At 40.6% G+C, this 23,275-nt stretch carries 25 protein-coding genes; 10 read left to right on the forward strand and 15 right to left on the reverse strand.

What is annotated here, in order from left to right; genetic code table 11:
* Nucleotides 1-190 precede the first annotated feature (190 nt).
* The gene (locus NCWK1_RS02935) at nt 191-439 is read right to left on the reverse strand and encodes a hypothetical protein (RefSeq protein WP_146033935.1); all 249 of its coding nucleotides are present in this window, start codon (nt 437-439) and stop codon (nt 191-193) included.
* Nucleotides 440-693: 254 nt separating this feature from the next.
* Between NCWK1_RS02935 and NCWK1_RS02940 the strand changes: the two genes are divergently transcribed.
* Nucleotides 694-1,802, forward strand: a protein-coding gene (locus NCWK1_RS02940) for an IS630 family transposase (protein WP_103123660.1) whose coding sequence is annotated in 2 segments (ribosomal slippage) — nt 694-1,105 and nt 1,105-1,802 — 1,110 coding nt in all. Because the reading frame shifts where the segments join, the coding sequence is not laid out codon by codon here.
* Here the strand turns inward: NCWK1_RS02940 and NCWK1_RS02945 are convergent.
* Complete coding sequence (locus tag NCWK1_RS02945; protein ID WP_103123661.1) at nt 1,750-2,841, reverse strand: Arm DNA-binding domain-containing protein; 1,092 nt, start codon at nt 2,839-2,841, stop codon at nt 1,750-1,752. The genes NCWK1_RS02940 and NCWK1_RS02945 overlap by 53 nt on opposite strands.
* 415 nt (nt 2,842-3,256) lie before the next feature.
* Here NCWK1_RS02945 and NCWK1_RS02950 point away from each other — a divergent pair, with 415 nt between their 5' ends.
* Nucleotides 3,257-3,694 (forward strand): RrF2 family transcriptional regulator, encoded by a 438-nt coding sequence (locus NCWK1_RS02950; protein WP_096580340.1) that lies wholly within the window; start codon nt 3,257-3,259, stop codon nt 3,692-3,694.
* A 152-nt stretch (nt 3,695-3,846) separates the two neighbouring features.
* Here the strand turns inward: NCWK1_RS02950 and NCWK1_RS02955 are convergent, their stop codons facing one another.
* The gene (locus tag NCWK1_RS02955; protein ID WP_103123662.1) at nt 3,847-4,284 is read right to left on the reverse strand and encodes a hypothetical protein; all 438 of its coding nucleotides are present in this window, start codon (nt 4,282-4,284) and stop codon (nt 3,847-3,849) included.
* Between the two features lie 377 nt (nt 4,285-4,661).
* On the opposite strand from NCWK1_RS02955, the gene NCWK1_RS02960 reads away from it, so the two are divergent.
* The 3 genes from NCWK1_RS02960 (at nt 4,662) to NCWK1_RS02970 (ending at nt 7,793) form a co-directional block, all read left to right on the forward strand.
* A complete protein-coding gene (locus NCWK1_RS02960) occupies nt 4,662-5,006 on the forward strand; it encodes a hypothetical protein (RefSeq protein ID WP_096580336.1) in 345 nt (114 codons plus the stop codon).
* A 59-nt stretch (nt 5,007-5,065) separates the two neighbouring features.
* Complete coding sequence (locus NCWK1_RS02965; RefSeq protein ID WP_103123663.1) at nt 5,066-7,201, forward strand: pentapeptide repeat-containing protein; 2,136 nt, start codon at nt 5,066-5,068, stop codon at nt 7,199-7,201.
* Nucleotides 7,202-7,298: 97 nt separating this feature from the next.
* Nucleotides 7,299-7,793, forward strand: a complete 495-nt coding sequence (locus NCWK1_RS02970; protein ID WP_096580332.1) for a hypothetical protein — start codon at nt 7,299-7,301, stop codon at nt 7,791-7,793.
* A 216-nt stretch (nt 7,794-8,009) separates the two neighbouring features.
* On the opposite strand, the gene NCWK1_RS02975 is transcribed toward NCWK1_RS02970, so the two are convergent.
* Nucleotides 8,010-8,948, reverse strand: coding sequence for a putative 2-dehydropantoate 2-reductase (locus tag NCWK1_RS02975; protein ID WP_103123664.1), 939 nt, complete (start codon nt 8,946-8,948; stop codon nt 8,010-8,012).
* A 160-nt stretch (nt 8,949-9,108) separates the two neighbouring features.
* Between NCWK1_RS02975 and NCWK1_RS02980 the strand changes: the two genes are divergently transcribed.
* The 3 genes from NCWK1_RS02980 to NCWK1_RS02990 all read left to right on the forward strand — a co-directional run bounded on the left by NCWK1_RS02980 (nt 9,109) and on the right by NCWK1_RS02990 (nt 11,380).
* Nucleotides 9,109-9,510, forward strand: a complete 402-nt coding sequence (locus NCWK1_RS02980) for a fasciclin domain-containing protein (RefSeq protein WP_103123665.1) — start codon at nt 9,109-9,111, stop codon at nt 9,508-9,510.
* A 296-nt stretch (nt 9,511-9,806) separates the two neighbouring features.
* Complete coding sequence (locus NCWK1_RS02985; protein WP_103123666.1) at nt 9,807-10,142, forward strand: hypothetical protein; 336 nt, start codon at nt 9,807-9,809, stop codon at nt 10,140-10,142.
* 53 nt (nt 10,143-10,195) lie between these two features.
* The gene (locus tag NCWK1_RS02990; protein WP_103123667.1) at nt 10,196-11,380 is read left to right on the forward strand and encodes a pyridoxal phosphate-dependent aminotransferase; all 1,185 of its coding nucleotides are present in this window, start codon (nt 10,196-10,198) and stop codon (nt 11,378-11,380) included.
* A 42-nt stretch (nt 11,381-11,422) separates the two neighbouring features.
* Here the strand turns inward: NCWK1_RS02990 and NCWK1_RS29990 are convergent, their stop codons facing one another.
* The 6 genes from NCWK1_RS29990 to NCWK1_RS03015 form a co-directional block, all read right to left on the reverse strand.
* Nucleotides 11,423-11,641: a cation transporting ATPase C-terminal domain-containing protein gene (locus tag NCWK1_RS29990; protein ID WP_245894810.1), complete on the reverse strand. Its 219-nt coding sequence runs from the start codon at nt 11,639-11,641 to the stop codon at nt 11,423-11,425.
* Entirely contained in the window at nt 11,632-13,443 is a 1,812-nt protein-coding gene (locus NCWK1_RS02995) for a cation-translocating P-type ATPase (protein ID WP_245894811.1), read from the reverse strand. Before NCWK1_RS02995 ends, NCWK1_RS29990 begins: the two co-directional genes overlap by 10 nt.
* Before the next feature lie 17 nt (nt 13,444-13,460).
* Complete coding sequence (locus NCWK1_RS03000; RefSeq protein WP_103123668.1) at nt 13,461-14,771, reverse strand: IS701 family transposase; 1,311 nt, start codon at nt 14,769-14,771, stop codon at nt 13,461-13,463.
* Nucleotides 14,768-15,034: a cation-transporting P-type ATPase gene (locus NCWK1_RS03005; RefSeq protein ID WP_103123669.1), complete on the reverse strand. Its 267-nt coding sequence runs from the start codon at nt 15,032-15,034 to the stop codon at nt 14,768-14,770. The genes NCWK1_RS03000 and NCWK1_RS03005 overlap by 4 nt, the downstream gene beginning before the upstream one ends.
* Nucleotides 15,035-15,353: 319 nt before the next feature.
* Entirely contained in the window at nt 15,354-16,232 is an 879-nt protein-coding gene (locus NCWK1_RS03010) for a DUF3153 domain-containing protein (RefSeq protein ID WP_103123670.1), read from the reverse strand.
* Between the two features lie 161 nt (nt 16,233-16,393).
* The gene (locus NCWK1_RS03015; RefSeq protein WP_187308034.1) at nt 16,394-16,924 is read right to left on the reverse strand and encodes a tetratricopeptide repeat protein; all 531 of its coding nucleotides are present in this window, start codon (nt 16,922-16,924) and stop codon (nt 16,394-16,396) included.
* A 151-nt stretch (nt 16,925-17,075) separates the two neighbouring features.
* Here NCWK1_RS03015 and NCWK1_RS03020 point away from each other — a divergent pair, with 151 nt between their 5' ends.
* Complete coding sequence (locus NCWK1_RS03020; RefSeq protein ID WP_096580318.1) at nt 17,076-17,531, forward strand: hypothetical protein; 456 nt, start codon at nt 17,076-17,078, stop codon at nt 17,529-17,531.
* Between the two features lie 195 nt (nt 17,532-17,726).
* On the opposite strand, the gene argB is transcribed toward NCWK1_RS03020, so the two are convergent.
* The 3 genes from argB to NCWK1_RS03035 all read right to left on the reverse strand — a co-directional run bounded on the left by argB (nt 17,727) and on the right by NCWK1_RS03035 (nt 20,984).
* Nucleotides 17,727-18,617: an acetylglutamate kinase gene (gene argB / locus NCWK1_RS03025; protein ID WP_096580316.1), complete on the reverse strand. Its 891-nt coding sequence runs from the start codon at nt 18,615-18,617 to the stop codon at nt 17,727-17,729.
* A 144-nt stretch (nt 18,618-18,761) separates the two neighbouring features.
* Nucleotides 18,762-19,322 carry a shikimate kinase gene (locus NCWK1_RS03030; RefSeq protein ID WP_103123671.1) on the reverse strand — a complete coding sequence of 187 codons (561 nt, stop codon included), beginning with the start codon at nt 19,320-19,322 and terminating at the stop codon, nt 18,762-18,764.
* Between the two features lie 42 nt (nt 19,323-19,364).
* Nucleotides 19,365-20,984, reverse strand: coding sequence for an NB-ARC domain-containing protein (locus NCWK1_RS03035; protein ID WP_103123672.1), 1,620 nt, complete (start codon nt 20,982-20,984; stop codon nt 19,365-19,367).
* Between the two features lie 459 nt (nt 20,985-21,443).
* Between NCWK1_RS03035 and NCWK1_RS03040 the strand changes: the two genes are divergently transcribed.
* Complete coding sequence (locus NCWK1_RS03040) at nt 21,444-21,653, forward strand: hypothetical protein (protein ID WP_096580310.1); 210 nt, start codon at nt 21,444-21,446, stop codon at nt 21,651-21,653.
* 170 nt (nt 21,654-21,823) lie between these two features.
* Here NCWK1_RS03040 and NCWK1_RS03045 read toward each other — a convergent pair whose 3' ends face one another.
* Both NCWK1_RS03045 and NCWK1_RS03050 read right to left on the reverse strand, forming a co-directional pair.
* Complete coding sequence (locus NCWK1_RS03045) at nt 21,824-22,528, reverse strand: LapA family protein (protein ID WP_103123673.1); 705 nt, start codon at nt 22,526-22,528, stop codon at nt 21,824-21,826.
* 119 nt (nt 22,529-22,647) lie between these two features.
* Entirely contained in the window at nt 22,648-23,268 is a 621-nt protein-coding gene (locus tag NCWK1_RS03050; RefSeq protein ID WP_096580306.1) for a flavin prenyltransferase UbiX, read from the reverse strand.
* Nucleotides 23,269-23,275: the final 7 nt, after the last annotated feature.

Here is a 23,275-nt window from a genome sequence, read left to right on the forward strand (position 1 = left end):
TCACAGTAATCGCAGGCTCTACTAGCTGTTGTTTTCGCCCACTATCTTAGGCTACAGTTTCCCCACTTATGACAGCTAACGTCTGTAAACCTTGTGTAAAACAGAGGTTCGTGTAGTCTCGCGCTGTGGAGGTGTGTTTACTTGGGTGAATTGGTAATTATATTCTCTGACCAGAGGATAACTTTTAGCCCTAGTCAGCCTTAGTATTGTCATTATTAAGGTCAACATTGGAGTGGCGTGTGTACCCATAGAAAACTAATGCCTTTCTTATTTGTGCTATTGTTCTCGTAATCCTATGCTTTTCGATGCACTGTGGTAGTTCACTTTTGTATTCTTCTAAGTGAGCAATAGCCAACCAAAGATTACCAGAAATATCAGTTAACTTAATGTGGTCGCTGGTTTCGTTAACCTTCGCTGGTGCTTGGTCTTTGTTATCCACAGAAATACCTGCTGTGTTTTCTCTACTATAAGCACAGTCAACCACTCAGAACAACGGTACTTCTATGCTACTAAGAGAACCTGCGTAGTGCTTAAGTATAACCTCTGGACTGTTGCCCACCCAACGAGCAACTGTTGTTATGGGTACTCCTGCTTCTAGACAACAAGTGATGAAAGTATGCCTAGTAGTCCACCAAGGAAATTTTGCTGGGTAATACCCTCTAATTGATAAACTAGTCAAAAAAGGGGTTGAGCATGGCGAAAAAGTATATTGTAGATTTAAGAGAAGAGGAAGTTTTACAATTGCAAGCAATCCTGAAAAAAGGAAAGCACAAAGCAAGAACTATCACCCGTGCAAACATTCTTTTAATGGCATCTGAGGGAGAAACGGACACGGCGATCGCTGCCGCAGTTCGAGTTCATGTTGCCACGGTGGAAAGGACAAGAGAAAAGTTTGTGATTGGCGGATTGGAGTTTGCTTTAAAGGATGGGGAACATCCACCAAAAACCAAAAAATTAGATGAAAAACAAGAAGCATTTCTGATTGCGACTGCTTGTTCTAATCCACCAGAAGGAAGAGTGCGTTGGACAATGCAATTATTAGCAGATCATTTAGTAAAAGTTGGTATTATAGATTCAATTTCCGACGAAACAATACGCCAAACGCTAAAAAAAATGAAATTAAACCGTGGTTAAAAGAACAGTGGTGTATTCCCGAAGTTAACGCAGAGTATGTGTTCAGAATGGAAGATGTTTTGGATTTGTATAATGAGCCGTATGATCCAAAAAAACCTACACTATGTCTGGATGAACGCCCATATCAATTAGTAGAAGAAGTAAGACTTCCTTTGCCACCAGAACCAGATCAGCCTGAACGTTATGATTATGAGTATAAACGCAACGGTGTTGTGAATCTATTTGCCTTTTTTGAACCTTTAGCTGGGTGGCGACATATTGAAGTCACACAACGTCGTACAAAAGCGGATTTTGCAAAACAGTTAAAAGATTTAGTAGATATTTATTACCCCCAGGCTGATGTGATTCGTTTAGTTGTTGATAACCTAAATATTCATACTCCCAGTGCATTATATGAAGTTTTCTCTCCACAGGAAGCACGCCGTATTATTCAAAAGTTAGAGTTTCACTATACTCCCAAACACGCTTCTTGGCTGAATCAAGTAGAAATTGAATTATCCGTTTTATCTCGCCAATGTTTGGAACGGCGTATTCCCAATGTAGAAATATTATCTTCTGAAATTGCTGCTTGGGAATCACAGCGTAATCAACAAAAAGCCAGTGTTTATTGGGGTTTTAAAACCAAGGATGCACGTAAAAAAATGCAGCGTTTATATCCAAGCATTTAACCCAGCAAAATTGCCTTGGTGGACTACTAGTGTTGTAAGGACATCTGTAGCGGCTAACCTTGCCTTCGTCTACAAGTGTTGTCACTAAGCCTTTGTAAACCTTCTGACCACTTCTACATCCTCGCCACACCTGATTAGTAAACTTGCCGTTATCTATTGGTAAACCGTTAGGGCTATAGAAGACAAGAGAATCAGGACTAGAGTTAATTGGGCGAACAGACAGCAGTAGTTCTCTAAGCTTTTGGTTACAAGGAAACTTTCTGGTAGTGCCTGTTTTTGTTGTCTTCCTTATCTTCAGTTGACTGTCGAATGACTCACAAAAGGTTATCTGGCTACAGTCAACGTTTACGTGCTGCCACCTTAACCCAATAGCTTCACCAGTCCGACAGCCAGTGAGAAACAGGAAGTGAACGAAAGGGAAGTAGTGCGGCTTATGTTGGCGGAAAGCTTCTAAGATTGCGTCTCGTTCGGCTGTGGTAAACGGGTCTATGTCTACTTCAGTCTTTGGTTGTCTAATGGTGGAAGCCATGCTAGTGAACGGGTTATGAACTATTAGCCCTGAGTCTTTCGCCCACTTGCAACACGCAGACAAATGAATAAGCACACGTTTGGCTGTGTTGGCGCTGTGGTTGACTAATAAGTAGTCTCGAATTGCGATCGCATCTGTTAACTTCTTGGCTGGCAGTTGCTTAATGTGGTTAGGTATCTTTCGTATATAGTCTTTCTCGTATGTAGTGACAGCCAACTGTGGACGTTTGTATTCAGCAAACCTTACCCATAACTCTAGTAGGTCTGGTTCTCGCTTGTTTACCGTTGTCTTTGGTTTAAACTCTTGTTTGTAGCTCTCCAGTGTTGGGTCAAGCTGTCCAGTTCTAATGTCTTCCTCTATCTGCCAAGCTATCACCTGAGCTTTCTTTCTGTTCTCTGGCGTGTCCGGTAGACCTGTGTAAATATAACGAAGGCTACCGTCTGCGATTACTCTGGGTAGCCTTAACCTTAGTTTTCCTTGCTTGTTTTCTAACCCAATTTCAGGAGCCATACAGGAGCTAACTAGCACTTTTGTCTTAGTTGCTAGTGCTTGGAAGGCTCATTCTGGCGTGGACGTTGGTCTAAGCTTAACCTTTGCAGACCTCTGCCTTACCACTTGGCTATGTCGCCGTATCCACGATTATTTATCATAGCAATATTTTATTAAAATTGAAAGGGTTCTCAGCCGCAATCATCGAAGAAGCGGAAGATTGGACATTTTGCTGATTTGTAACTGACAATTATCAATCAGTTATTTTTATTGAAATGAAAAATAAAAACAATTGCTCTTATTGATAAAGCTGATTACAGTAAAATCAAGCCTTTAAATATCAAAGTTGTGTGATCAGTTTTGCTCAGGATGAACTGAGTCAAGTAAAGTCAACAACTTGAAAAGCTTTAGGTGTGAATTTCAAAATCTTACGCCTGTGGAAATCTCTAACAAATCGGAATATGCTCTTTTAGCCCTGTTGGAATTGGCATCTTGCTACTCTAGAGGTGAATCTTTGCAAATCAGACAGATGGCAGAGCTACAAAATATACCTATTCGTTATTTAGAACAATTGCTGGCAACTTTAAGACGTGGAGGAATCATTAAAAGTATTCGCGGCGCGAAAGGTGGCTATGTTTTGGCACGAGAGCCGCGGACAATAACGCTCTTAGATTGTTTGACCTGTATTGAAGGATTAGATGCGATCGCTCCAGTATCCCATCAAAATTCTCAAAATGCTGAAAATCAAGTAATTCAGGAGGTTTGGCAAGAAGCTTGTCAAGCTGCCAATGCTGTTTTACAACAACACACGCTACAAGATTTGTGCGAACGGCGAAATAACCATAGGCAGAAAGACCTGATGTACTATATCTAGATTCACGAAAGTAGTCTATGAAAACTGGGTGTAGATAGGGGCTTTGCCGTGAGCGTCAGTCGAACGGTGTATATATCCTAAAACCCTTACACCCTATATCCTTAGACCCTTACACCCAATCTCAAACAACATTCTTTGTGCGTAAGTCCTATTTATTTAGGCTTTTTTTGTTGCGAAATCGAAATAGTATAGTTATACTGCTCTTTAGATAATTGGCCTATATGTAGTGAGTACTTGCCAGCTTGCCAGTAACCGGATAATTCTGGCTTGCTTTGAGAGTAGCTATCTGCTAACACGCAAAAGCGTCCGCTAGGCCCGTCAATGAGTAATGTTGGCTGTCCTGGACTGTCAACAGTTAGCCGCATATAAGGCATTGACTCTGTAACTTGAATAATTTGACTAGGTACAGCAGAAATATTGCCGCAGTTACTTTGGACAGTTCCGCCAGACTTGCCATTTAACACTAGAGGGTCTGATTTGAGTTTGGCGGGAATTGGAATTGATGGTGCTTCGGCCAAGTTAGGCTGGATAATTCCCATACTCAGTACAACAGCGACGGGAACAATTTGCCATAGCCTCGGAATTTTCATATTTTTTATGCTCCCGACTATTTGTAGAGCGATGTTGATATAAATAGTCTGAATCAATAGACGATAGCAATCCCTCAGTGTTCCTAAAGCGAAGTATAAAATTTTATTAATGATGTTGTATGGCTATATGGCTAAATATAAAAAAGGGATGAAGTCGCTGGTTAGGAATAGACAGAGAATTAGTCTTAATGGTAAAAAAATTTAGACTGATATTCTCATTATGCTTATATATACTTTTTGACAAAGTTTTCTATTTTCTGCCATTATCAGCCTTGTCAAAACCAAACATTAGTTAAAATCACAAACACAACCGCAAAAAGTTCGGATGTGATTGCTCACCTGTTGAACAAGTGTTTTAGCAGAGGTAGATAAGATTTATGAATCCTCAACCTGAAGAAGATTGGCAACAACGCCTGCAAAAGCTAGAGGCAGAGATTAATGCTGGGAGTGTAGAAGCCGAAAAACCCAAAGCAGCCAGACAGCAATCTCAGTTTAATTTTCTCAACTTTAAACCTTACTTCACTCGTTCGCAACTTTGGTTTCAAAGTTTATCAGGGACTAGGAAATTGGTAGTTGTGGGTGTAACTGTGCTGTTGGGTTTGGCAGTATTGCAAGCAGTTCTAAAACTTGTTACCTCTGCAATTAGTCTGGCAGTGTTGGCTGGGTTAGTGTATCTTGGATACAAATTTTTTGTTTCTGATAGCTTTTCCAATAAGCAGTAGCACTCTATATTAATCACGCCATTTATGGCAAAACTATTAAATTTAAAGGGAATTATTCAATGGCGACCCCAATTGTGAGGAGAAATGATAGTCAACCTAGTCAATCAAAAACACCAACAAAAGTTAATTCACTGCCGTTAGTAACTAGACGCTTGGCGGCTTGGACAGTTGAAATGACGCTGGTGGTCGCCAGTGGTTGCATTCCCTTTGGATTGGGAGCTTATGTCAATTCAAGAAGCGATATCAACCGTTTACCACTCAATCCGGTATTAGTCGTGACAGAAAGAGCGATCGCTCGGCCTTTGGCTTTACCTGTAAGCTACGGTATCCGCAATGTCGCCTGGCCGACTAATTATTTATGGATGTTGGCTTTAATTGCACCTGTAACTTTATCGTGGTGGCAATTATATTTACTGGCAAAAACTGGTAGTACCTTGCCGAAACGGTGGTTTGGTGTGCGGGTTGTCAACGAGCAAGGTAAAGCTCCAGGTTTAGGTGGAGCGATCGCTAGAGAAGGCATTGGTCGATGGTCTGTACCAGTTTCTATTGCTTACATCCTCTGGCGGTATAGTTTTGCTTTTCCTAATTTGGGATTGTTTACATTTTTAGCAGTATTGATGGTGTTAGGCGAAAGTATAGCTTTACCATCTCGCCAAGGTCGTCGTGCTTTGCATGATTGGTTAGCAGGTACGGAAGCTATTGACGCAAAACGCCCCAATGGTCGGGGTGCATTAGCCAAAACCAATGAACCAGAAGCCCCAGCCGCTGCAACCGAAGCTACCTTAGCACCAATAACAGCTGGAGAAACCAAATTCCCGACATTGTGGCGGCAAGTACGACAAAATTCCAACTTAACTTTATTTGTAGTCACACTGGCCAGCATGACTGCGGTGTTGGCGGCTTTAATTGGTACTCAAATCTATATCCAAAAACAGCAAAATCAGCGGGAAACCACACAAGTTAACAGTCAAAAGTTTTTGGAACTCGTCAAACAATTAAGTCCTAACTCTGGGGCAAGTTTGGAAGAGCGCCAAAGTACAATTCTGGCAATGGGCGGTTTGAATGATGCCCAATCTATTCAATTTTTGGCTGATTTGTTAGTTAATGAAACCAACCCAGTGCTATTGAATTCGATTCAACAAGCTTTAACAACTGTGGGCATTCCAGCTATCCCAGAATTAAAAAATAAGAATCAGTTTCTAGGTAACGAACTGCAATCAGCAGCACCTCAAGAGCGTGAATTGTGGCAAAAGCGGCTACAACTCAACCAGCAGACAATTAACAAAATTTTGAATGTTTATAGTGGCAAAATCAATGGTCTTGACTTGACTCGCACAACTTTGAGTCAAACCAGTACAACGGGAAATTCTTCATTCAATTTGGTGTTAGAGAACATCGATTTATCAGGACTTAAATTAAAATCGGCTGATCTCAACCAAGCGAGTTTCAAGGGTAGCCGTTTCCGTAGTGTTGGTGAAGATGGCCGTTGGGATACTTTTGATGATGCGATCGCTGATTTAACCCAAGTACAAATGAAACAAGCCAATCTCACCGATGCTAACCTGAGTAGGGTGTTATTGACTGGGAGCGATTTAAGTCGTGCAACTCTCAACCGAGCTAATTTAGAAAGTGCGCGTTTAATTGGTGCAAATCTCAGCAGCGCCCAACTTGTAGGAGCCGATTTGCAAGGAGCAGTTTTAGAAAATGCCAGCTTAACTGGGGCAGATTTAGGCGATGCTAAATTAAACGAGGCCAATCTCTATGCTGCACGTTTAGGTAGAGTAATTGCGATCGGTACACAATTATCATTTGCTAACTTAAGTAAAACTGATTGGCAAGGCGCAGATTTATCTGGAGCCTATTTAGATCGTGCCAATCTCAGCAATGCTAATTTGAGTACTAGCCGTCTAACTGGTGCAGTTTTACGTTCTGCTCAATTAGAAAATGCTGACTTACGCAACGCTGATTTAAGTTTTGCAGATTTACGCGGTGCAAACGTCGCTGGCGCAGATTTTAAAGACACAATTCTAGCTCCTAGCAAACAAGATCCCGCAGATCAATTTGTGCAAACTCCAGACACTGGTACAGTATCTGCTGTAGTCAAAGGTGTGGATTTTTCTCAAGCGAAAAATTTAGATACGAAGCAACTAGCATACATTTGTACCCAAGGTGGCATTCATCCCCGTTGCCCGTAAAATTTAGATGGGGAGTCAGGAGAATACTTAATCCTACCTCCTCACTAACAATAAATGGCATCAAAAACATCCAAAGTATGGTGTGAGGAGTCGGGCAATGAAGTATCTGCCTAATTTAGGTTCATTTATAGCAGCCAGTGCAGTTTTTAGTTTGCTAATAAGTTATCAACCTGCACAAGCTCAAGTTGCTTATGGTAGCTATGTTGGTGTCGGCCCAACTGTCGGCTTGACTGACGGTATCCAAGTCGGGGGCGTTTTAGCTTTTCGCTACAAGCTTTTAGAAGCACCAGTTTCTTTTCGCGCTCAAGCATTGATTGGTCAGAATACAGCTGTTGTCCCGACTGTATCTTATGACTTGCCACTCAACTGGCAAACAGATGCTTATTTGGGTGCAGGATTAGTGTTAACTGGTGGTGATAGTCCTTCTCCTGTTGGTAACAAGATTAGTTTTGCTTTACAGCCAGGGGTTGATTACGTTGTTCCTAATAGCAATACTGTAATTTTTGGCAACGCGATTATTGCTTTTGATGCTTATCGTGATGGAGGTGGTGCAGCGGTAGCTGTGCAAGGTGGTGTAGGTTTGAGATTTTAATGAGCAAATTGAATACAGTAATCTAATTTTATTTTTGAACAATATGTTGGGTGGGCATTTTCAGCAAAACGCTGAATTAATCTAGAATAAAGTAACGAATGCTCACCCTACAAATACTTGCAATAATTCAATAGCAATAGGCAATATTTGAGGAGAAAAATTTCTGAATTTTGTGACTGAATATTGCCTTTTTAATTAGGAATGGCTAAAGCTCAATTAGTGTTTATTTCTGTTATCCAAAAACTTTAACTGATTGTATAAGCAGCTAATTTGTGGTAAAAACACACCTGCATTTTGGGCTTTGCGTAATGGATTTCCAATAATTGCTTCTACTTCCAAAGAGCGATGTTCGTCATAGTCAATTTTCATGCTGGTGCGGTAAGGCTTCATTTTGACTGTGTAATCTAGCATTGTTTGAATGAAGCTATCAGCGATAATACGTCCAGTACTTTTTGCACCTGCGGCTACTTCATACATCAATTGTTCTACTAATTGGCGGGTGTATGAATCTGCCATTAATTCATCAGTTCTGGCGTTAAGAATTACAGACAAACCATTATAAGGGATATTCCAGACTAATTTTTTCCACCGGGCCAATAGTAAGTCTTCTGTTAATTCAATCGCTATACCAGCATTTTGAAAGTCGTTGGCAATTTGCTGTATTCTATTGGTGATTCCCACAGCTTCGTAGTTAAGGATATATTCACCCAAAACTATTTGTCCATAATCTAAGTGACGAATATGCCCTTGTCCGACTTTATTAGAACACAAAAAACATAAGCCGCCAATAATGTTGACATTACTAACAATCTGAGCAATTTCTGGCTCAATATCTAATCCATTTTGTAATACTAATACCACACCATTATTTTTAATAACTGGAGGTAATAACTTGGATAATAAATAATTTTGGATTGTTTTCAGGGCAATGATTACCACATCACATTGTGGCATTTTTGTCACGTCGTTATAGGCGTTAACTTGTGGTAAGGTGAAGTCGCCATCTTTAGATTCGACGATTAAACCATGTTGGCTGACGTGTTCGTAATCACTATTGAGTAAAAAATGGACATCCAAACCCGCTTGTTGCAGTTTAGCGCCATAAAACCCACCTAATGCACCTGTTCCGATGATGGCGTATTTGCGATCGCACATTTTTTATCCTACAAAATTTTCTAATAACTATTGAGTCATATCTATTAACTATATTGATTTTTACCTATGGCATTCTACTTTCCTCACTTAAGTTTTTGCAAAAAAAATTAAACAGCTTTAATATAAATTAAAATTTTTAACAGTGAATAGGTAAAATAATATGGCTGATATTGTTGATATTGCAGTAGGTAACGATGCTTTCAAAACTTTGGTAACTGCTGTACAAGTGGCTGGTTTAGTCGAGACATTAAAAAGTCCAGGGCCGTTTACAGTCTTCGCCCCAAATGATGAGGCTTTTGCCAAGTTACCACCAGGAACAATCCAAACTCTAGTGCAGAATATTCCACAACTGACAAGAATTTTAAAGTATCACGTCGTCTCAGGGAAGTTGACCAAAGATGATTTAGCAAAACTCGGTACAGTTACCTCTGTAGAAGGTTCAACCATTAAAATAGATTGTTCTGAAGGATTTGAAATCAAAAATGCTACTGTCTTAGCCGCAGATATCGATGCTGATAATGGAATAATTCATGTTATTGATACAGTGATTTTGCCAGGTTAATTTACTTTAGGTGGGGTGTACCCACCTAAATTATTTAATTTTTTTAATATTAATTATTAATAATTTTTAATTTGTTTAAATATAACAATCCTAAATAAATTTTTAATAAATCTATGCCATCTTCTCTATTCTATGGCTTTATGAATAGTTGATGAATCAATTAGGATGGATATTGTTTAAATTATGTTACGTTGGCGGAGTATTCACTTTTAATTAGTGCTAGTGTTAGTTGAGATACATAAAAATATATTTAATTTGTTTTATTTAAAATGTTAATCCTAAATCTAACTAAATAAATGCTCGATTTTCATACATTAGCAGAATTTTCTCGCACCAATTGTATTGGTATTTGTGCTTTTCTTGTACCAGCCAATTTAATTGCTACACTATTAACCATCATCTTAACTGCATTACGTAGACCAATATCTCAATTGCAACTAGTTGTAGGAATTGCCATTATTTTTGCTGTTGTGATGGCACTGCACGTATTTAGTTGGTTTGTGATTGGTGTTGTGCTGGCTCCTACTTATATATTGTTATCTCTAGCAATTACTTGTTTGGTGGTTAATTTTGCGGCGCTGATTTTCCACAAACGCTTTGTCCATCATCCTAGTTTTTCCAAAACCTACTAACGTTAATAACCTACACCTGTCAAGATGAGAGATGGGGTGATAGGAAGTCACAAATGACTGATGATAAGTTGATTTCTCGGATGCAGGCGGTTCAGTCGCCCATAATTCCTGTGGTTGGGGAACTGATTCAAAATTCTCCGGGAACCATTTCTCTCGGACAGGGTGTAGTCTCCTACAGTCCACCACCACAAGCGATTGAACTTTTACCCAAGTTTCTGGCTGAATCTACGAACAATCTCTACAAAGCAGTTGAGGGAATTCCTCCTTTATTAACAGCACTAACAGGAAAATTGTCAGCTTTTAACGGTATTGAAATTAATGAGGACAACTGTATTGTCGTGACAGCTGGAAGCAATATGGCGTTTATGAACGCGATTTTGGCAATTACTTGTCCTGGTGATGAAATTATTCTGAATACGCCATATTATTTCAACCATGAAATGGCAATTACGATGGCGGGTTGTCGTCCGGTGTTGGTAGAGACGGATGAAAATTACCAATTGCGTCCAGAAGCATTAGCAGCAGCAATTACGTCTAAAACACGGGCAATTGTCACAATTTCTCCCAATAATCCTACAGGTGTTGTTTATTCCGAAGCTGCTTTGCGCCAAGTAAATCAAATTTGTAGCGATCGCCATATCTACCATATCAGCGATGAAGCATACGAATACTTTACCTACAACGGTGTCAAACACGTTTCACCAGGTGCATTTGCTGGCATTAACAATCATACAATTTCGCTTTATAGCCTTTCTAAAGCCTATGGTTTTGCGAGTTGGCGCATTGGCTATATGGTAATTCCCAAACATTTACTTGTGGCTGTCAAAAAAGTTCAAGATACAATTTTGATTTGTCCGCCTGTGGTTTCGCAGTATGCCGCTTTAGGTGCATTGCAGGCAAAAGATGGTTATTTAAAGGAAAATATTGGGGCGATCGCTAAAGTACGTCAGTTAGTGATAGACTCGCTAAATCATCTCCAAGGTTTATGTACTATTGCTCAAGCTGATGGTGCGTTTTATTTCTTTCTGAAAGTGCATACTCAAATGGATGCGTTTGAGTTGGTGAAACGATTAATTCAAGAATACAAAGTTGCGGTGATTCCTGGTACAACTTTTGGGATGGACAATGGCTGCTATTTGCGTGTTGCTTATGGGGCATTACAAGAAAATACAGCCAAAGCAGGGATAGAAAGATTAGTTCAAGGTTTGAAGAATATCATTGGCAAACCAGAATTTTAATTCTCACGCAAAGGCGCAAAGGCGCAAAGCGTGAGGCATAAACTAGTTATGGTTAATTTTGACCATAATTCGCTTTCGTAATTCGTCAGCTATTAAGATGAACGGCGGACATAACAGCAATATTAGCCAGTAAGAAGGTTGTAATGGTGCAGTTGAAAAGATTGTTTGCAGGGTAGGAGAATAAATAATTGAGAGAATTAAGAACCATTCCACTGCAATTCCTATCCAGATTAAGCGGTTGGTAAAAAAGCCTAAGCGCAAATTGCAATGCCGATATTCGCAGCGCGTAAAGCGGGGGCATCATTGACACCATCACCAGTTACAGCAACGACATGACCAAGGGTTTTGTATGCTTCGACTAATCTGAGTTTTTGTTCTGGCATGACTCTGGCAAATACTAAGCCAGTTTTTTGTTGGTGGAGGATTTGCCTTAATTGTGTATCTGAGAGATGTCCTAATTGTTCGCCTGTGATGGTTCTAACTTTACCATTAACTAAACCAATGCGTTGAGCGATCGCAGCTGCGGTTAACCCATAATCGCCTGTAATCATTGTGACTTGAATCCCAGCACGATGACAAAGAGCGATCGCATCGGCAACTTCTGGACGTGGTGGGTCTATCATGGCCACCAATCCTAAAAAAGTTAAATCTTGTTCTAATAAATGATTATCTGGCTGGTTTAATTCTGCACTACCTTGTCTTGTGGCAATTCCCAGAACGCGATAACCTTGACTTGCTAGTTGATCATTTGCTGCGACAATTTCCTCGCGCTGAGTTTCTGTTAGTTCTGGTTTTTCTTCCTTGTGCCATAAATAGCGCGAATGTTGCAATACATCTAATGGTGCGCCCTTGGTAAAAATGAGATACTGGGAATTTTCTGTATTTTCCCAAGACAACTGTCCTTCTAGCAAAACCGTCATCATCCGGCGGTGAGAATCAAAAGGGATTTCTCGAACTCTGGGTACTTGATGTTGCAATTCCTCTAAATTCAACCCAGCCTTAATTGCTGCCACTAATAACGCTGCTTCTGTCGGGTCGCCGACTGCTTGCCATTGATGAGAATTAGGGGGATGATTTAACCGCGCATTAGAACAAAGCGCCGCACCAGCCAACATTAGCCGCACCTGAGATTCATATTCAGGAGATGAAATTTCGACTTCTCCTTTGGGTTCATAACCTACCCCAGTCACATTAATTTGCGTATTGGGAACCCACAATTGGCGGACAGTCATTTCATTTTTTGTCAAAGTCCCAGTTTTGTCGGTGCAAATTACTGTTGTTGCACTGAGAGTTTCCACCGCAGATAAACGCCGCACTAAAGCATTCTTTTTTGCCATACGCCTGACACCAATGGCTAAGGCTAAACTCACGGTAGGGAGTAAACCTTCTGGGACAAATGCCACAATAATTCCAATGGCAAAAATGAAACTTTCGCGCAGTTGCATTCCCACCAGCAACTTAGTGAGGAGAAATATTACCACACCCATACTCAAAGCGATGAGCGTAATGATGTGAACTACTCTGGAAATCTGCACTTCTAAAGTGCTGGCTTCCCGCTGCACATTGGCGGTGAGATGGGCGACTTGACCAAATTCCGTATGTGTCCCTGTGGCATATACCACCGCCAGTCCCCGACCGGCTGCAACGGTGGAACCTGCAAATACTAAGTTACTGGCTTCGGAAGCATGGATATTTTCTGTGCTGACAGCTTTACTAATTCGGGGAACGGGCATAGATTCCCCTGTGAGAACGGAGACATCTACATATAAAGATTGACTTTCTACGAGTCTGGCATCAGTGGAGATTTTGTCACCTTCTTCTAACTGCATCACATCGCCGCTAACTAACTCACGGGCAGGAATCACAGTTAATTTGCCATCACGATAAACTTTGGCTTGCAACGGTAAGATTTTTTTCAGGGCTGATAAAGCTTTTTCGGCTTGAAACTCCTGCCAAAAGCTAAAAATCGCGTTAATCCAAATAACTGCCCAAATTGCCCAACCTAATTCTGGTGTTTGAGAAATAAAAGCTAAAATCCCCGCCACCCACAACAGCAACGCCATAACCCTCATTTGTCACTCTAAGCAGAGGAAAATTCAAAATCAGAATGAGTCAGGAATATAAAAATTGGGGATGTGAGCCTATAAACAATAGATTGAAGTTTAACGAATCCCAAGGAAAGTTGAGGGATAGGAAAGACTGTCAGCCAAGGCTGTATTAAGTTAAATAAGATAAAAGGTTGAAGAATTAAACGAAGATTATTGAGAATATTCTTCCAGCCTTTCTTATCATCCCACCAGGGATGCTGGGCTAATTTTGATGGAGATATTGGAGGAGAAGGGTGCATTTGTTCAGAGTGAAGACTAACCATTAAGTAGGCACTACAAATAATTTCCCACCATCGCTCAATATCTTCATAGCGAGTAAAGCGATAATCAGCCCAACCTAATTCATTCTTACTTTGCTTCAAGCCATATTCAACCCAGGTTCTTAAACCATAAAAATTTCCAACTTCTCTTGGTGTAATATCTGGGAATTTAGTCATCACATACCAAGTAGAGTTATCCGGTAGCTTCTCAAAGTCTGTAGTAATCTGCCAGTACCTTTTGTCTTGTCGTTTGCCATGAATTATTTCTCTAATATAGCGATTTTCACTGTCGAGGTCAGAGAATACACGTTTAAATCTCTGCCAATCTAAATATTGCGTATGCTGTCTCGGAAGCAAATCCACATCATGGTTTGAGCGAATCGCAACTATATAGTTTAGATTCATTTCATCTAACACTGATATGAAATTAGGCTCACTCTCACCATATAAACTATCTGCTAGTACCAGATTAAATCTAAAGCCCATTGACTTGAGTTTTCTGATTAAATTTGCGGCTATTTGTGGCTTAGTTAGATATTTATCTTCTGGCTTCAATTTTTCATGAGGCTTATAGACTTCAAACAGTAATGGAAATGTCATTCCACAGAATACACCGTATGCTGTAACTACTACAATTCCATTGTCTACTTTTCCTAAGTTTCCTATATACTGCCTTTTGGCATAATCTGTCTTAGAACCTTTCTTTTTATCTCCTGTTTCGTCAATGATTAAAATGATTGGTCTATCTTTTATTACTTGAAGAATTAACTCTACCCTCTTGGCTCTTAACTCTTCTACCTCCCAAGGTGATGTAGTTAAGAAATGATGTAGTCCCTGCTGATTATCTAACCCTGTAAATTTTGCTATTTCTGGTAAAGTTTTTCGTTTTAATTCAGAAATACAACCAATATGTAAGTATTTAAATGCTTCAAAACTTCTAACATCTGAAAACAGCTTTCTATACCACTGACAATATTCATCTACGAATTTGACTGTTTTTGCACCTTTTCGTGGCTCTATCATACTCCCTGAAATACTTTCGGCGTTTTTCTTCTATTATTCTCTCCTGGGAGTGACAACAAAGGGATAAAGTGCGTTAATTGGTCAATGAAACGCAGAATCAAAGGGCGTGTTTGCGGTTCAGGGAGTTCGTTATAACCAGATTGTTTTAATCTTAAATTAGCTTCTGCTTCGCTGATACCTTGGGGAGTAGTTGTGAGAGTTTTGTAGACATCTGTAGGTGTCAGCGTCCAAATATGAGAGTTTGCATGAGAATTTGCATTCATCCTAAACCCGTTCCTACTCTCAGTAGCAATTCGGTTTTCGTATCCTAGATGCTGAGTCTACACTGCTTCATCTGCCTGAGAGGACTTTTGAAAAAAAATTATACGCAAATGCGATCGCATTTTTATTTAAAGATTTTTTTATAGCGGAAGTCAGATGCGTTATGACAATTTAAAAGGTTGAAGGTTTACCTCGAAGTAATTTAGACCATTGAACAGGCTTTTGCTGTTTTACGACATCATCAACTTTGTTGTACTGGTCGCAAAGTTGCCCCTTGATCAGTTGTAATTCGAGGCAAAGTCCAGTTAGCTTCAGCTAATGCTACTGTGATTCTGTAGCAGTTGGCTGTGGCGCAAACTGAATTCGGGGATCTGGCATAAAAGTATATCTGAGGTAAAGTCCGCCCCAAACGAATAAGACAATTAACAAAGCACCAATACCAAGAGGACTCGGTAGCCAAAATACTACTTCTATATGGTTGAGTTCACCGGGTTGGAGTCGCCATAGCAGTTGATTTCCTTGTTTTTCTGGTTCGACAGCATTTTCGGTGAGTTGAATATTTTTCGCACCCCACGGAGTGTTTAAGCTAAATTCCAAATCAAGGATTGCACCTGTATCTGCGAGAACGTTACCTTTGCTGGCAATTAAGGACAGCGATCGCAAGTCTAAATCATAAATTAATCGATTCCGAACTACCAGTAAAAAATTATTCTGAAATAACAGCAAATTTGATTCAATCTTTGGTAATTCAGAATCAGTTTCGCTGGTTGTAGCTGCTACTTTTTGATTATTGTGAGAATTAAAAAACTCATTAAATTTAGTTTGTAATTCTTGACCATTACTAAAGGGAATTGTCACTATAACTTCTTCTTGAGAAATTCTGCGGACTTTCCCTTCCAGTTTACGGGTACGGCTTTCTATACTATCTAACCAGGCATATATATAATCACCACTAAAACTAGTGAGTCGTTCACCTAACTTAATATGCTGCACTAGTTCGCCGCTATTGGAGTGGTTAAAGTTCACGCCGACATCATACTTGACGCAACCAGATAGCAGTAGAGATGTTAACACAACTAGCCACAGCAAAGGCTTGCGAGGGGCAAAACGCTTGTTTCCACTGTGTCCTATGTTTCGGTTTAACAAGCCTAATGGTCGAATTAACCACATCAACATCTTTACCAACTTAGAAAAATTCATCACTATATTTCTCCTAAAAAAGTCGATTAAGGATAAAGTTCAAAGGAGGAAATTACAATTTCCTATTTTATTTTTTCCCTTTTTTCATCCTTTATCCTTATTCATGGGATTTAGTCAAATAACTTAACTAATCTTGACTTTTTATTTTTACTAGAAGTACTTTAAAAAGCCAACCAAGTTAAGTATGAGATAATTAATCCAATAGCAGTTATTGCTACCCAAATAAAGCGATTATCTTTAGTATTCACTTGACTAAGATCAACAAATTCGGTTTCAGCAGGTTTTTTCTTGGCTGAAGATTTGGGGGGATTAGCAGCAATACGCACTTTGGATTCATTATCTGACAATGCACCTAAATCTGGAATTTCGGTCATCCATTCGCTTGGTCGTTTCAGCTTTGGTGCTTGAAGAATGTAAAGCAATCGCCGAGCTTGTTTGTTAGTTTCTGAGTGGGGATGTCGTTGGAGTTGTTTGCAAAGCGCGATCGCTTCTTCATTTCTGCCAGCAGCTTCATAAGCTGTTACTAGCCATATTTGCACTTCACCCCCTAGGCGGGAATTGCGAACTAACAAGGCACTGGCCTTTTCCAGATTGTCTACAGCTTCTCGATATTGCCCATTTTCAAAGGCAAGTCTCCCGGCTTGGTAACGCTTGCTGGCAATTTCTAAACTTTGTTCACTCACGTTTTGCATACTAAATCAGCACTGCTTTAATTTTGCCAATGCCAGTAATCTTTTTGTAATCTTTTTAAAAGCTGGCTCTCTTCCAGTAAATAAACTTTTAAAATTTTAACTAGTAGTCATCTGTAAAAACCCCTAATTATTCAATGCAGGTGAGCAAAATATGGTAAGTATCAAGCTTTCTCAACTCAATTGGCTAGGAGCAGGAATTACTCTGGTATTGATGAGTACCGCAATTGCTCCAGCTTCAGCCCAATATATTGTGATTGATCGCAGCAATCCATTTGGTGTGAGTCAGCAACCTGCTGTTGGTTCTTTTATTTATGGTAGTCCGATTCCCACACCCATGCCCGTAGATCCCTCAACAGGATTAATACCGAGTGGGCCTATATACCCCCAGCCTATATATCCCAAGGCTATCTATCCCAGCACTATCTATCCTGATTATTATCCTCAAGTTAGGCATAACAGGTTCAATAATTCCACACTGGTAAACCCGACTTTAATCAATCCCATTATTAAGGATTCAACCATAGTCAATCCAGTAATCATCAATAATTCCTGGCGGCGGACACCATTTAGAGGGCGATCGCGGGTAATCATCAGAAGTCCTTGGTAATTTTATTAGTCCTTTGTCTCAACAAATGACAAAGCGCAAAGTCGAGCCACTGCGTTCCTGAGCCACCCCTGTGCGGGGGTTCCCCCCGTTGAAGGGAGTGGCGTGTCGCCTTGCGTCGGAAAACAAGTGGCGTTGATCGGAGGAAGCCTCCGCTTAGAACTTTGTAAGAGAGGACTAATGACCAAGGACAAAAATTTAAATAAACTGCGAACCCAAAATCATTGTCCCAATCCCAACATCGGTAAAGATTTCCAGTAAAAGGGCGTGGGGAATCCGACCATCGATAATGTGTGAAGCCCGGACTCCTTGCGCGAGCGATCGCACGCAACAATTAACTTTGGGAATCATCCCCCCACTGACTACACCACTCACAATCAGTTCTCGTGCTTCCCGAATATCTACTTTCGGAATCAACGTAGACGGATCTTTATAATCTTTTAAAATCCCTCTCGTGTCGGTGAGCAAAATTAACTTTTCTGCCCCCAACGCCGCAGCGATTTCTCCAGCAACAGTATCTGCGTTAATGTTATAAGCCTGTCCCGTCTCATCAGCAGCGACACTCGACACTACCGGAATATAGCCATTGCTCGAAAGGGTTTCTAAAATTTTGATATTAACACCGCTGACTTCCCCCACAAAGCCGATGCCTTCTTGACCTTGAGGACGAGCGGTAATTAAATTACCATCCTTACCACATAGTCCCACAGCCATACCACCAGCTTGGTTAATCAAAGACACAATCTCTTTATTCACTCGACCGACTAAAACCATTTCCACCACATCCATTGTGGGTGCGTCAGTAACTCGCAAACCATTTTTAAATTGGGCTTCTATGCCTAATTTATCTAACCAACTATTGATTTCGGGGCCACCTCCATGCACCAGAATTGGCCGCAAGCCAACACAAGATAAAAAAACAATATCGCGGATAACTTTGTCTTTGAGGGTGCTGTCTTTCATCGCCGCACCACCATATTTAACAACTACAGTGCGTCCTGCAAATTGTTGAATGTAAGGTAGTGCTTCGCTGAGTACCCGCACACGAGTAGCTTCAGCTTGCCTGATATACTCAATATCGTTGACCATCGTGGTTGAGATTTAAAACTTATGCAGTCAGTGTAAAAGACTTTCACACTACTCACAATCTCTGCTTTGAAAGTACTGAGTGCTGAGTACTGTTAGCGGTAGCAGGGCGTTGAGCAGCGTGCTGAGTATCAACAGCGCGATCGCTCAATTTTCTTTGTGCTGGTGAGATGTAGGGTTTTTCAGCACACTAGGAATTGCTTCCATGACTCTGTTAGCGATTTGCTCTGGTGTTTCCCCTTCATATACCATAATGTGCAAATCAGCTTGAGAGTAAAGTGGTTGGCGTTGTTCGAGGAGCGATCGCAATTTACCTCGCGGATCAGGATCTTGCAGCAGTGGTCGTGTAGTATCCTCAGCTAAACGATTATAGAGTAGCTCCACTGGCACATCTAGCCACACTATTAAACCGTGACGCAAGTAACTCCAATTTTCTCGCCGCAGTACAATTCCGCCGCCTGTAGCTACTGTCAAATTAATATGGGCGCTAACTTGTGCTAAAACATCACTTTCTAACTGGCGGAATGCTGCTTCCCCTTCTTCAGCAAATAACTGAGTGATGGCTCTACCTGTGGCTTGAGCAATCACATCATCAGTATCAACAAATCCATAACCCAACTGCTGTGCCAATAACCGCCCTACCGTTGTTTTCCCAGCGCCCATCATCCCAATTAAGTACAGGCTGACTCCCCGCAATAAGCTGCTCACCAGTCCCTTGACTCCAGTAAATTCTCAACTCCTCACTTTACTTTAAATCTCGGCATTCAGACGACTCTGTTTAATATGGTTTTTTAAATGGGCGGCAAAAATTTTCTGACTCATCAAAAAGTAGCTTTCTTGTTCTTCGCTTAATGTCAAGTTTTCTTCGACTAAGCGCTCAATCATATACTCCCGCAACACTGGAGTTTGCGAAAAGCTAGAAGCCTGTTGTTCTATGAGGGAGCGCTTGTGTAATAAATCCACCGCTTCTAAGATTAACCTTTGCGACAATCTAGGTGATAAACCCGGTATGGTGTTTTTCTGCAATTGCTTCACAGAAACAGCATTTTGATTCATTGCCAACCAGTACATAAGATGCTTTTCTAATTGCGACAAACGATGGAACTGGTGATCTAATATGGCGCGAATCTCGCCAAAAACTACAGTTCCCTGGGCAGTAAACTCATCAATATTGCCATTAAATAACTCTTGAATCGTCGTGGCTATCAATTTGAGAAATAGCGGGTTCCCGGCATATTGTTCTGACAAAACGCGGAATTTATCTTCTGAGATGTTAAATAACCCTTTACATTTCAGAATTGACAGACTTTCTGATTGATTTAAGCCAGTTAATCGCAAACAACGCACAGGTAGTGTAAGGCCTTCTAAGGCTGCTATTTCTGGAGTTTTTTCTCGGCTGGTTAATATTAAGCAGCTTTGATGTTGAGATTCTCCAACCCGTTGAATTAATTCTCCATATAGTTCATATCCTGGACGATATTGAATTTTTGGGAGGAGAAAGGGAGGAAAAGAATTTTTGATCGTTTGATGGCTGGTTGTGAATGTAGGGGAATTATCGCTACTAGCTAAAATTGCATCAAAATTATCTAAAACAATTAAACATCGGTTATTCCGAAAAAAATCTATCAATTGGGAGATGCGCCCTTCTATGGTTTCTGAAATTACTGTGTCTGATTTTGGCAATAAAGTCTGAATTAGTTGTTCTATTATCTGCTCTGGGGAAGGGGAAAGACGCAGCGATCGCCAGATAACATAATCAAACTGCTCTTGGATTTCTTGTGCTAACTTCACCGAAAAAGCAGTCTTGCCAATACCACCCATACCTAATAGTAAGAGTAAGCGACAGCCTTCTTGCAAAATCCACTGTTGAGTTTTGGTGAGTTCTGTTGTTCGTCCGTGAAAAACACTTACATCAATTGCTTCACCCCAATCTTGAATTGAGGTTGATTGCATTTTTACTAACTCTGTCTCTTGATTTTTTTGTACTTGTTTGGGAATGATTGTTGCTGGTAATGGAAATCTATATTTTTTATACCCAGCTTTTTCAAGTAAATAAGTTACACGGCTCCAATTTTTCACTTTCACTGAGTAGCCAGCTGCATTACTCAGCATTTCTTCTATATACTTGTATAATCCATTAGACAAATAGACTCTAACGGTACTACTACTCCGACTTTGATAAACTATACTGGCAATTTCCGCCGGACTACAACCACAGAGTAAACCTCGAAGAAATTTCTTTTCTACAGGTGTTAAAGCTTTACCTTTTGTTGAGGCTAAATCTACGTATAACTTTTCTAACTCCCAATTATTTTTAGCCTCAACAAATTCCTCTTCTATTTGGTTTGAATCTGGTGTTGCTATTACCATAATTTATGTATTTAATATAACCCCGGCAATATCCTAACTATTATTCGATGAAGTCAGAATAAATAAAAAGTAAATTTATAACGAATTTGCTAACTGTTGTTAGGTGACTTGGACGTTATTGCTTAGATATCTTTAGACTTAACGGAAATTTTATAAAGCTTGTTTGAAACTTTAAGCAAACAAATTCAGTCAATACAAATCTACGTAGCTTTTGGTCTGTGCTGTGAGAATTTTAGATTGGCATCACACTGTGTTTTTAACATCACATTATCGGAATCCTAAAATTCTTTGAAACTAGTCTCTCATCAACAATTTTTACCAAGCCAGGTGTAAAAAATGACTGAATTTTGGAGTTTGTCAGAAGCAAGCTTTGCAAAATTAAAGGTTTAAACACAAAAGCCGATGCGTATTCTACCAGACTCAGCCCAAATTAATGTGGTGTGTTAAGAGGCATCAACCATGACTCGAATTCGTGACGTTGTACAACAAGCTTTAGCAACTGGTTATCTCACAGTTGAAGCAGAAAACCAATTACGGCATTTATTAAGTACCCACTATGACTTGGAAGACTTCAATGCTTTCATGATTTTGCAGGAAGCTGCGATGAACGGCAAAGTCAAGCAAGAATCCCGTGAGAGAAGTATGAAGTGTGTAGACGCGCAGCGGTGAGGCAGCGCGGTCTTCTCCCAAAGGGAGAGGCTAACGCCCGCCGTAGGATGCCCAAAGGGCTGTAGGGGGTTTCCCCCAAGAGCGACTGCTGAACCCGAAGGGCTTGCCGCAGGCTAGTCTGAAATTGTATCCTTTTGACAAAGGGTAAATTGTTATTGACTATTGACTCATCACTTCCGGGGCTTATTGTCGTCATCCCCAGATTCATCGTCCTCAAAAAATGACCAGTCATCGTCATCATTAGCATTTGCGGGTTCTTCGTCAGGCTGTTTGTAGGGAGGAATAATCACGCGGTAGTCAGCATCGTAAACAGATTCTGTCTTGCCTACAGCAGTATTTTTCGGTTCGCGGTAACTGTAAGAGTAAGTTGAACCAGACTGAGAGGAACTTTTAGGTTCTGGTTGGCGTTCTTCTGGTTCAAAGTTGCGTACAGGTTCAGTTTTTGGTCTGGGAGGAGGTGTTTGTTCTGGCTGTTCCTCAAAGTCCCAGTCATCATTTGTATTGCTGGTTTCCCAATCATCAAATTCTTCAGTTGCAGCAGCTTTATTGGCACTAGCAGATGATGGAGGTGTAAAAGGTGCAGATGTCGGTTCTTCTCGGCGGGGTGTTCTGACACGCCTGGAAGTTGGGGCTGATTTCAATGGAGTTTGTCGTGGTTGCCCTGCAAAATAATTCGACAATTTAAATAAAGTAGTGATCAATACAGATGTCAATGCACCCGCAGTAGTAATAAATAAAATCCACATCCCTAGGGGTAATGGTTGAGTACGCATACCCAAAAATACTAACGATATAGCAGGCGACCAGTTCTGCACTAACAACAGTGTTAGTCCTCCTAGTATTGCCACCAATAAGATTAAGCGAATTACAGCCATAAGCAAGGCAAAAGTTAAAAGGCAAAAGTTAAAAGTTATTTAGGTCAATGAAAACAAAAGGTAAGAGTAAAAAAGTAAAAGACAGTCTATCTTACTTTTACATTTTTACTTTTACCTTTTTACTTCCTCCCTTGCCAGCGTTGAATGGGGATACAGTCAATCTCTAATTGATCTAAAGTCCGGGCGACGACAAAATCTACTAAGTCCTCGATGGTTTGCGGGTGATGATACCAAGCTGGAATGGCTGGGACAATTCTCACCCCCGTTTCTGCCAAGGTGGTTAAGTTACGCAGATGAATCAGGCTAAAAGGAGTTTCGCGGGGAACGATAATTAGTTTGCGTCCTTCTTTGAGTTGAACATCGGCGGCGCGTTCGAGTAAGTCGGAACTCAAACCACCAGCGAGCTTGGCAACTGTACTCATACTACATGGGATGATGATCATCCCTAAAGTGCGAAAGGAGCCACTGGCAATGTTGGCTCCCACATCACTCCAAGGGTGACAGCGTAGTTTACCTGCAACGGCTACTCCTGCTTGTTCGCGCCAGAATTGCTCTTGTTGAGTTGGTTCAGCTGGCATTTTAATTTCCTGTTCTGCTTGCCAAACCATGTAAGTTGATTTAGAGGCAACTAATTCAATTTCATAGTCAGCGTCAAGCAAATATTTGAGAGCGCGAACGGCATAAATTAGTCCAGAGGCTCCAGTTACGCCAATGATTAAAGGCTTGGTGTGATGTGACACGCGGTTT

The organism is Nostoc cycadae WK-1, assembly GCF_002897135.1.
Lineage (GTDB): Bacteria > Cyanobacteriota > Cyanobacteriia > Cyanobacteriales > Nostocaceae > Nostoc_B.

Excerpts from the sequence above, each read along its gene's own strand:
- NCWK1_RS02945 (WP_103123661.1), bottom strand. The coding sequence starts at position 2,841 with ATGGCTCCTGAAATTGGGTTAGAAAACAAGCAAGGAAAACTAAGGTTA.
- NCWK1_RS02955 (WP_103123662.1), bottom strand. The coding sequence starts at position 4,284 with ATGAAAATTCCGAGGCTATGGCAAATTGTTCCCGTCGCTGTTGTACTG.
- NCWK1_RS02960 (WP_096580336.1), top strand. The coding sequence starts at position 4,662 with ATGAATCCTCAACCTGAAGAAGATTGGCAACAACGCCTGCAAAAGCTA.
- NCWK1_RS02965 (WP_103123663.1), top strand. The coding sequence starts at position 5,066 with ATGGCGACCCCAATTGTGAGGAGAAATGATAGTCAACCTAGTCAATCA.
- NCWK1_RS02970 (WP_096580332.1), top strand. The coding sequence starts at position 7,299 with ATGAAGTATCTGCCTAATTTAGGTTCATTTATAGCAGCCAGTGCAGTT.
- NCWK1_RS02975 (WP_103123664.1), bottom strand. The coding sequence starts at position 8,948 with ATGTGCGATCGCAAATACGCCATCATCGGAACAGGTGCATTAGGTGGG.
- NCWK1_RS02980 (WP_103123665.1), top strand. The coding sequence starts at position 9,109 with ATGGCTGATATTGTTGATATTGCAGTAGGTAACGATGCTTTCAAAACT.
- NCWK1_RS02985 (WP_103123666.1), top strand. The coding sequence starts at position 9,807 with ATGCTCGATTTTCATACATTAGCAGAATTTTCTCGCACCAATTGTATT.
- NCWK1_RS02990 (WP_103123667.1), top strand. The coding sequence starts at position 10,196 with ATGACTGATGATAAGTTGATTTCTCGGATGCAGGCGGTTCAGTCGCCC.
- NCWK1_RS02995 (WP_245894811.1), bottom strand. The coding sequence starts at position 13,443 with ATGGCGTTGCTGTTGTGGGTGGCGGGGATTTTAGCTTTTATTTCTCAA.
- NCWK1_RS03000 (WP_103123668.1), bottom strand. The coding sequence starts at position 14,771 with ATGATAGAGCCACGAAAAGGTGCAAAAACAGTCAAATTCGTAGATGAA.
- NCWK1_RS03005 (WP_103123669.1), bottom strand. The coding sequence starts at position 15,034 with ATGAATGCAAATTCTCATGCAAACTCTCATATTTGGACGCTGACACCT.
- NCWK1_RS03010 (WP_103123670.1), bottom strand. The coding sequence starts at position 16,232 with ATGAATTTTTCTAAGTTGGTAAAGATGTTGATGTGGTTAATTCGACCA.
- NCWK1_RS03015 (WP_187308034.1), bottom strand. The coding sequence starts at position 16,924 with ATGCAAAACGTGAGTGAACAAAGTTTAGAAATTGCCAGCAAGCGTTAC.
- NCWK1_RS03020 (WP_096580318.1), top strand. The coding sequence starts at position 17,076 with ATGGTAAGTATCAAGCTTTCTCAACTCAATTGGCTAGGAGCAGGAATT.
- argB (WP_096580316.1), bottom strand. The coding sequence starts at position 18,617 with ATGGTCAACGATATTGAGTATATCAGGCAAGCTGAAGCTACTCGTGTG.
- NCWK1_RS03035 (WP_103123672.1), bottom strand. The coding sequence starts at position 20,984 with ATGGTAATAGCAACACCAGATTCAAACCAAATAGAAGAGGAATTTGTT.
- NCWK1_RS03040 (WP_096580310.1), top strand. The coding sequence starts at position 21,444 with ATGACTCGAATTCGTGACGTTGTACAACAAGCTTTAGCAACTGGTTAT.
- NCWK1_RS03045 (WP_103123673.1), bottom strand. The coding sequence starts at position 22,528 with ATGGCTGTAATTCGCTTAATCTTATTGGTGGCAATACTAGGAGGACTA.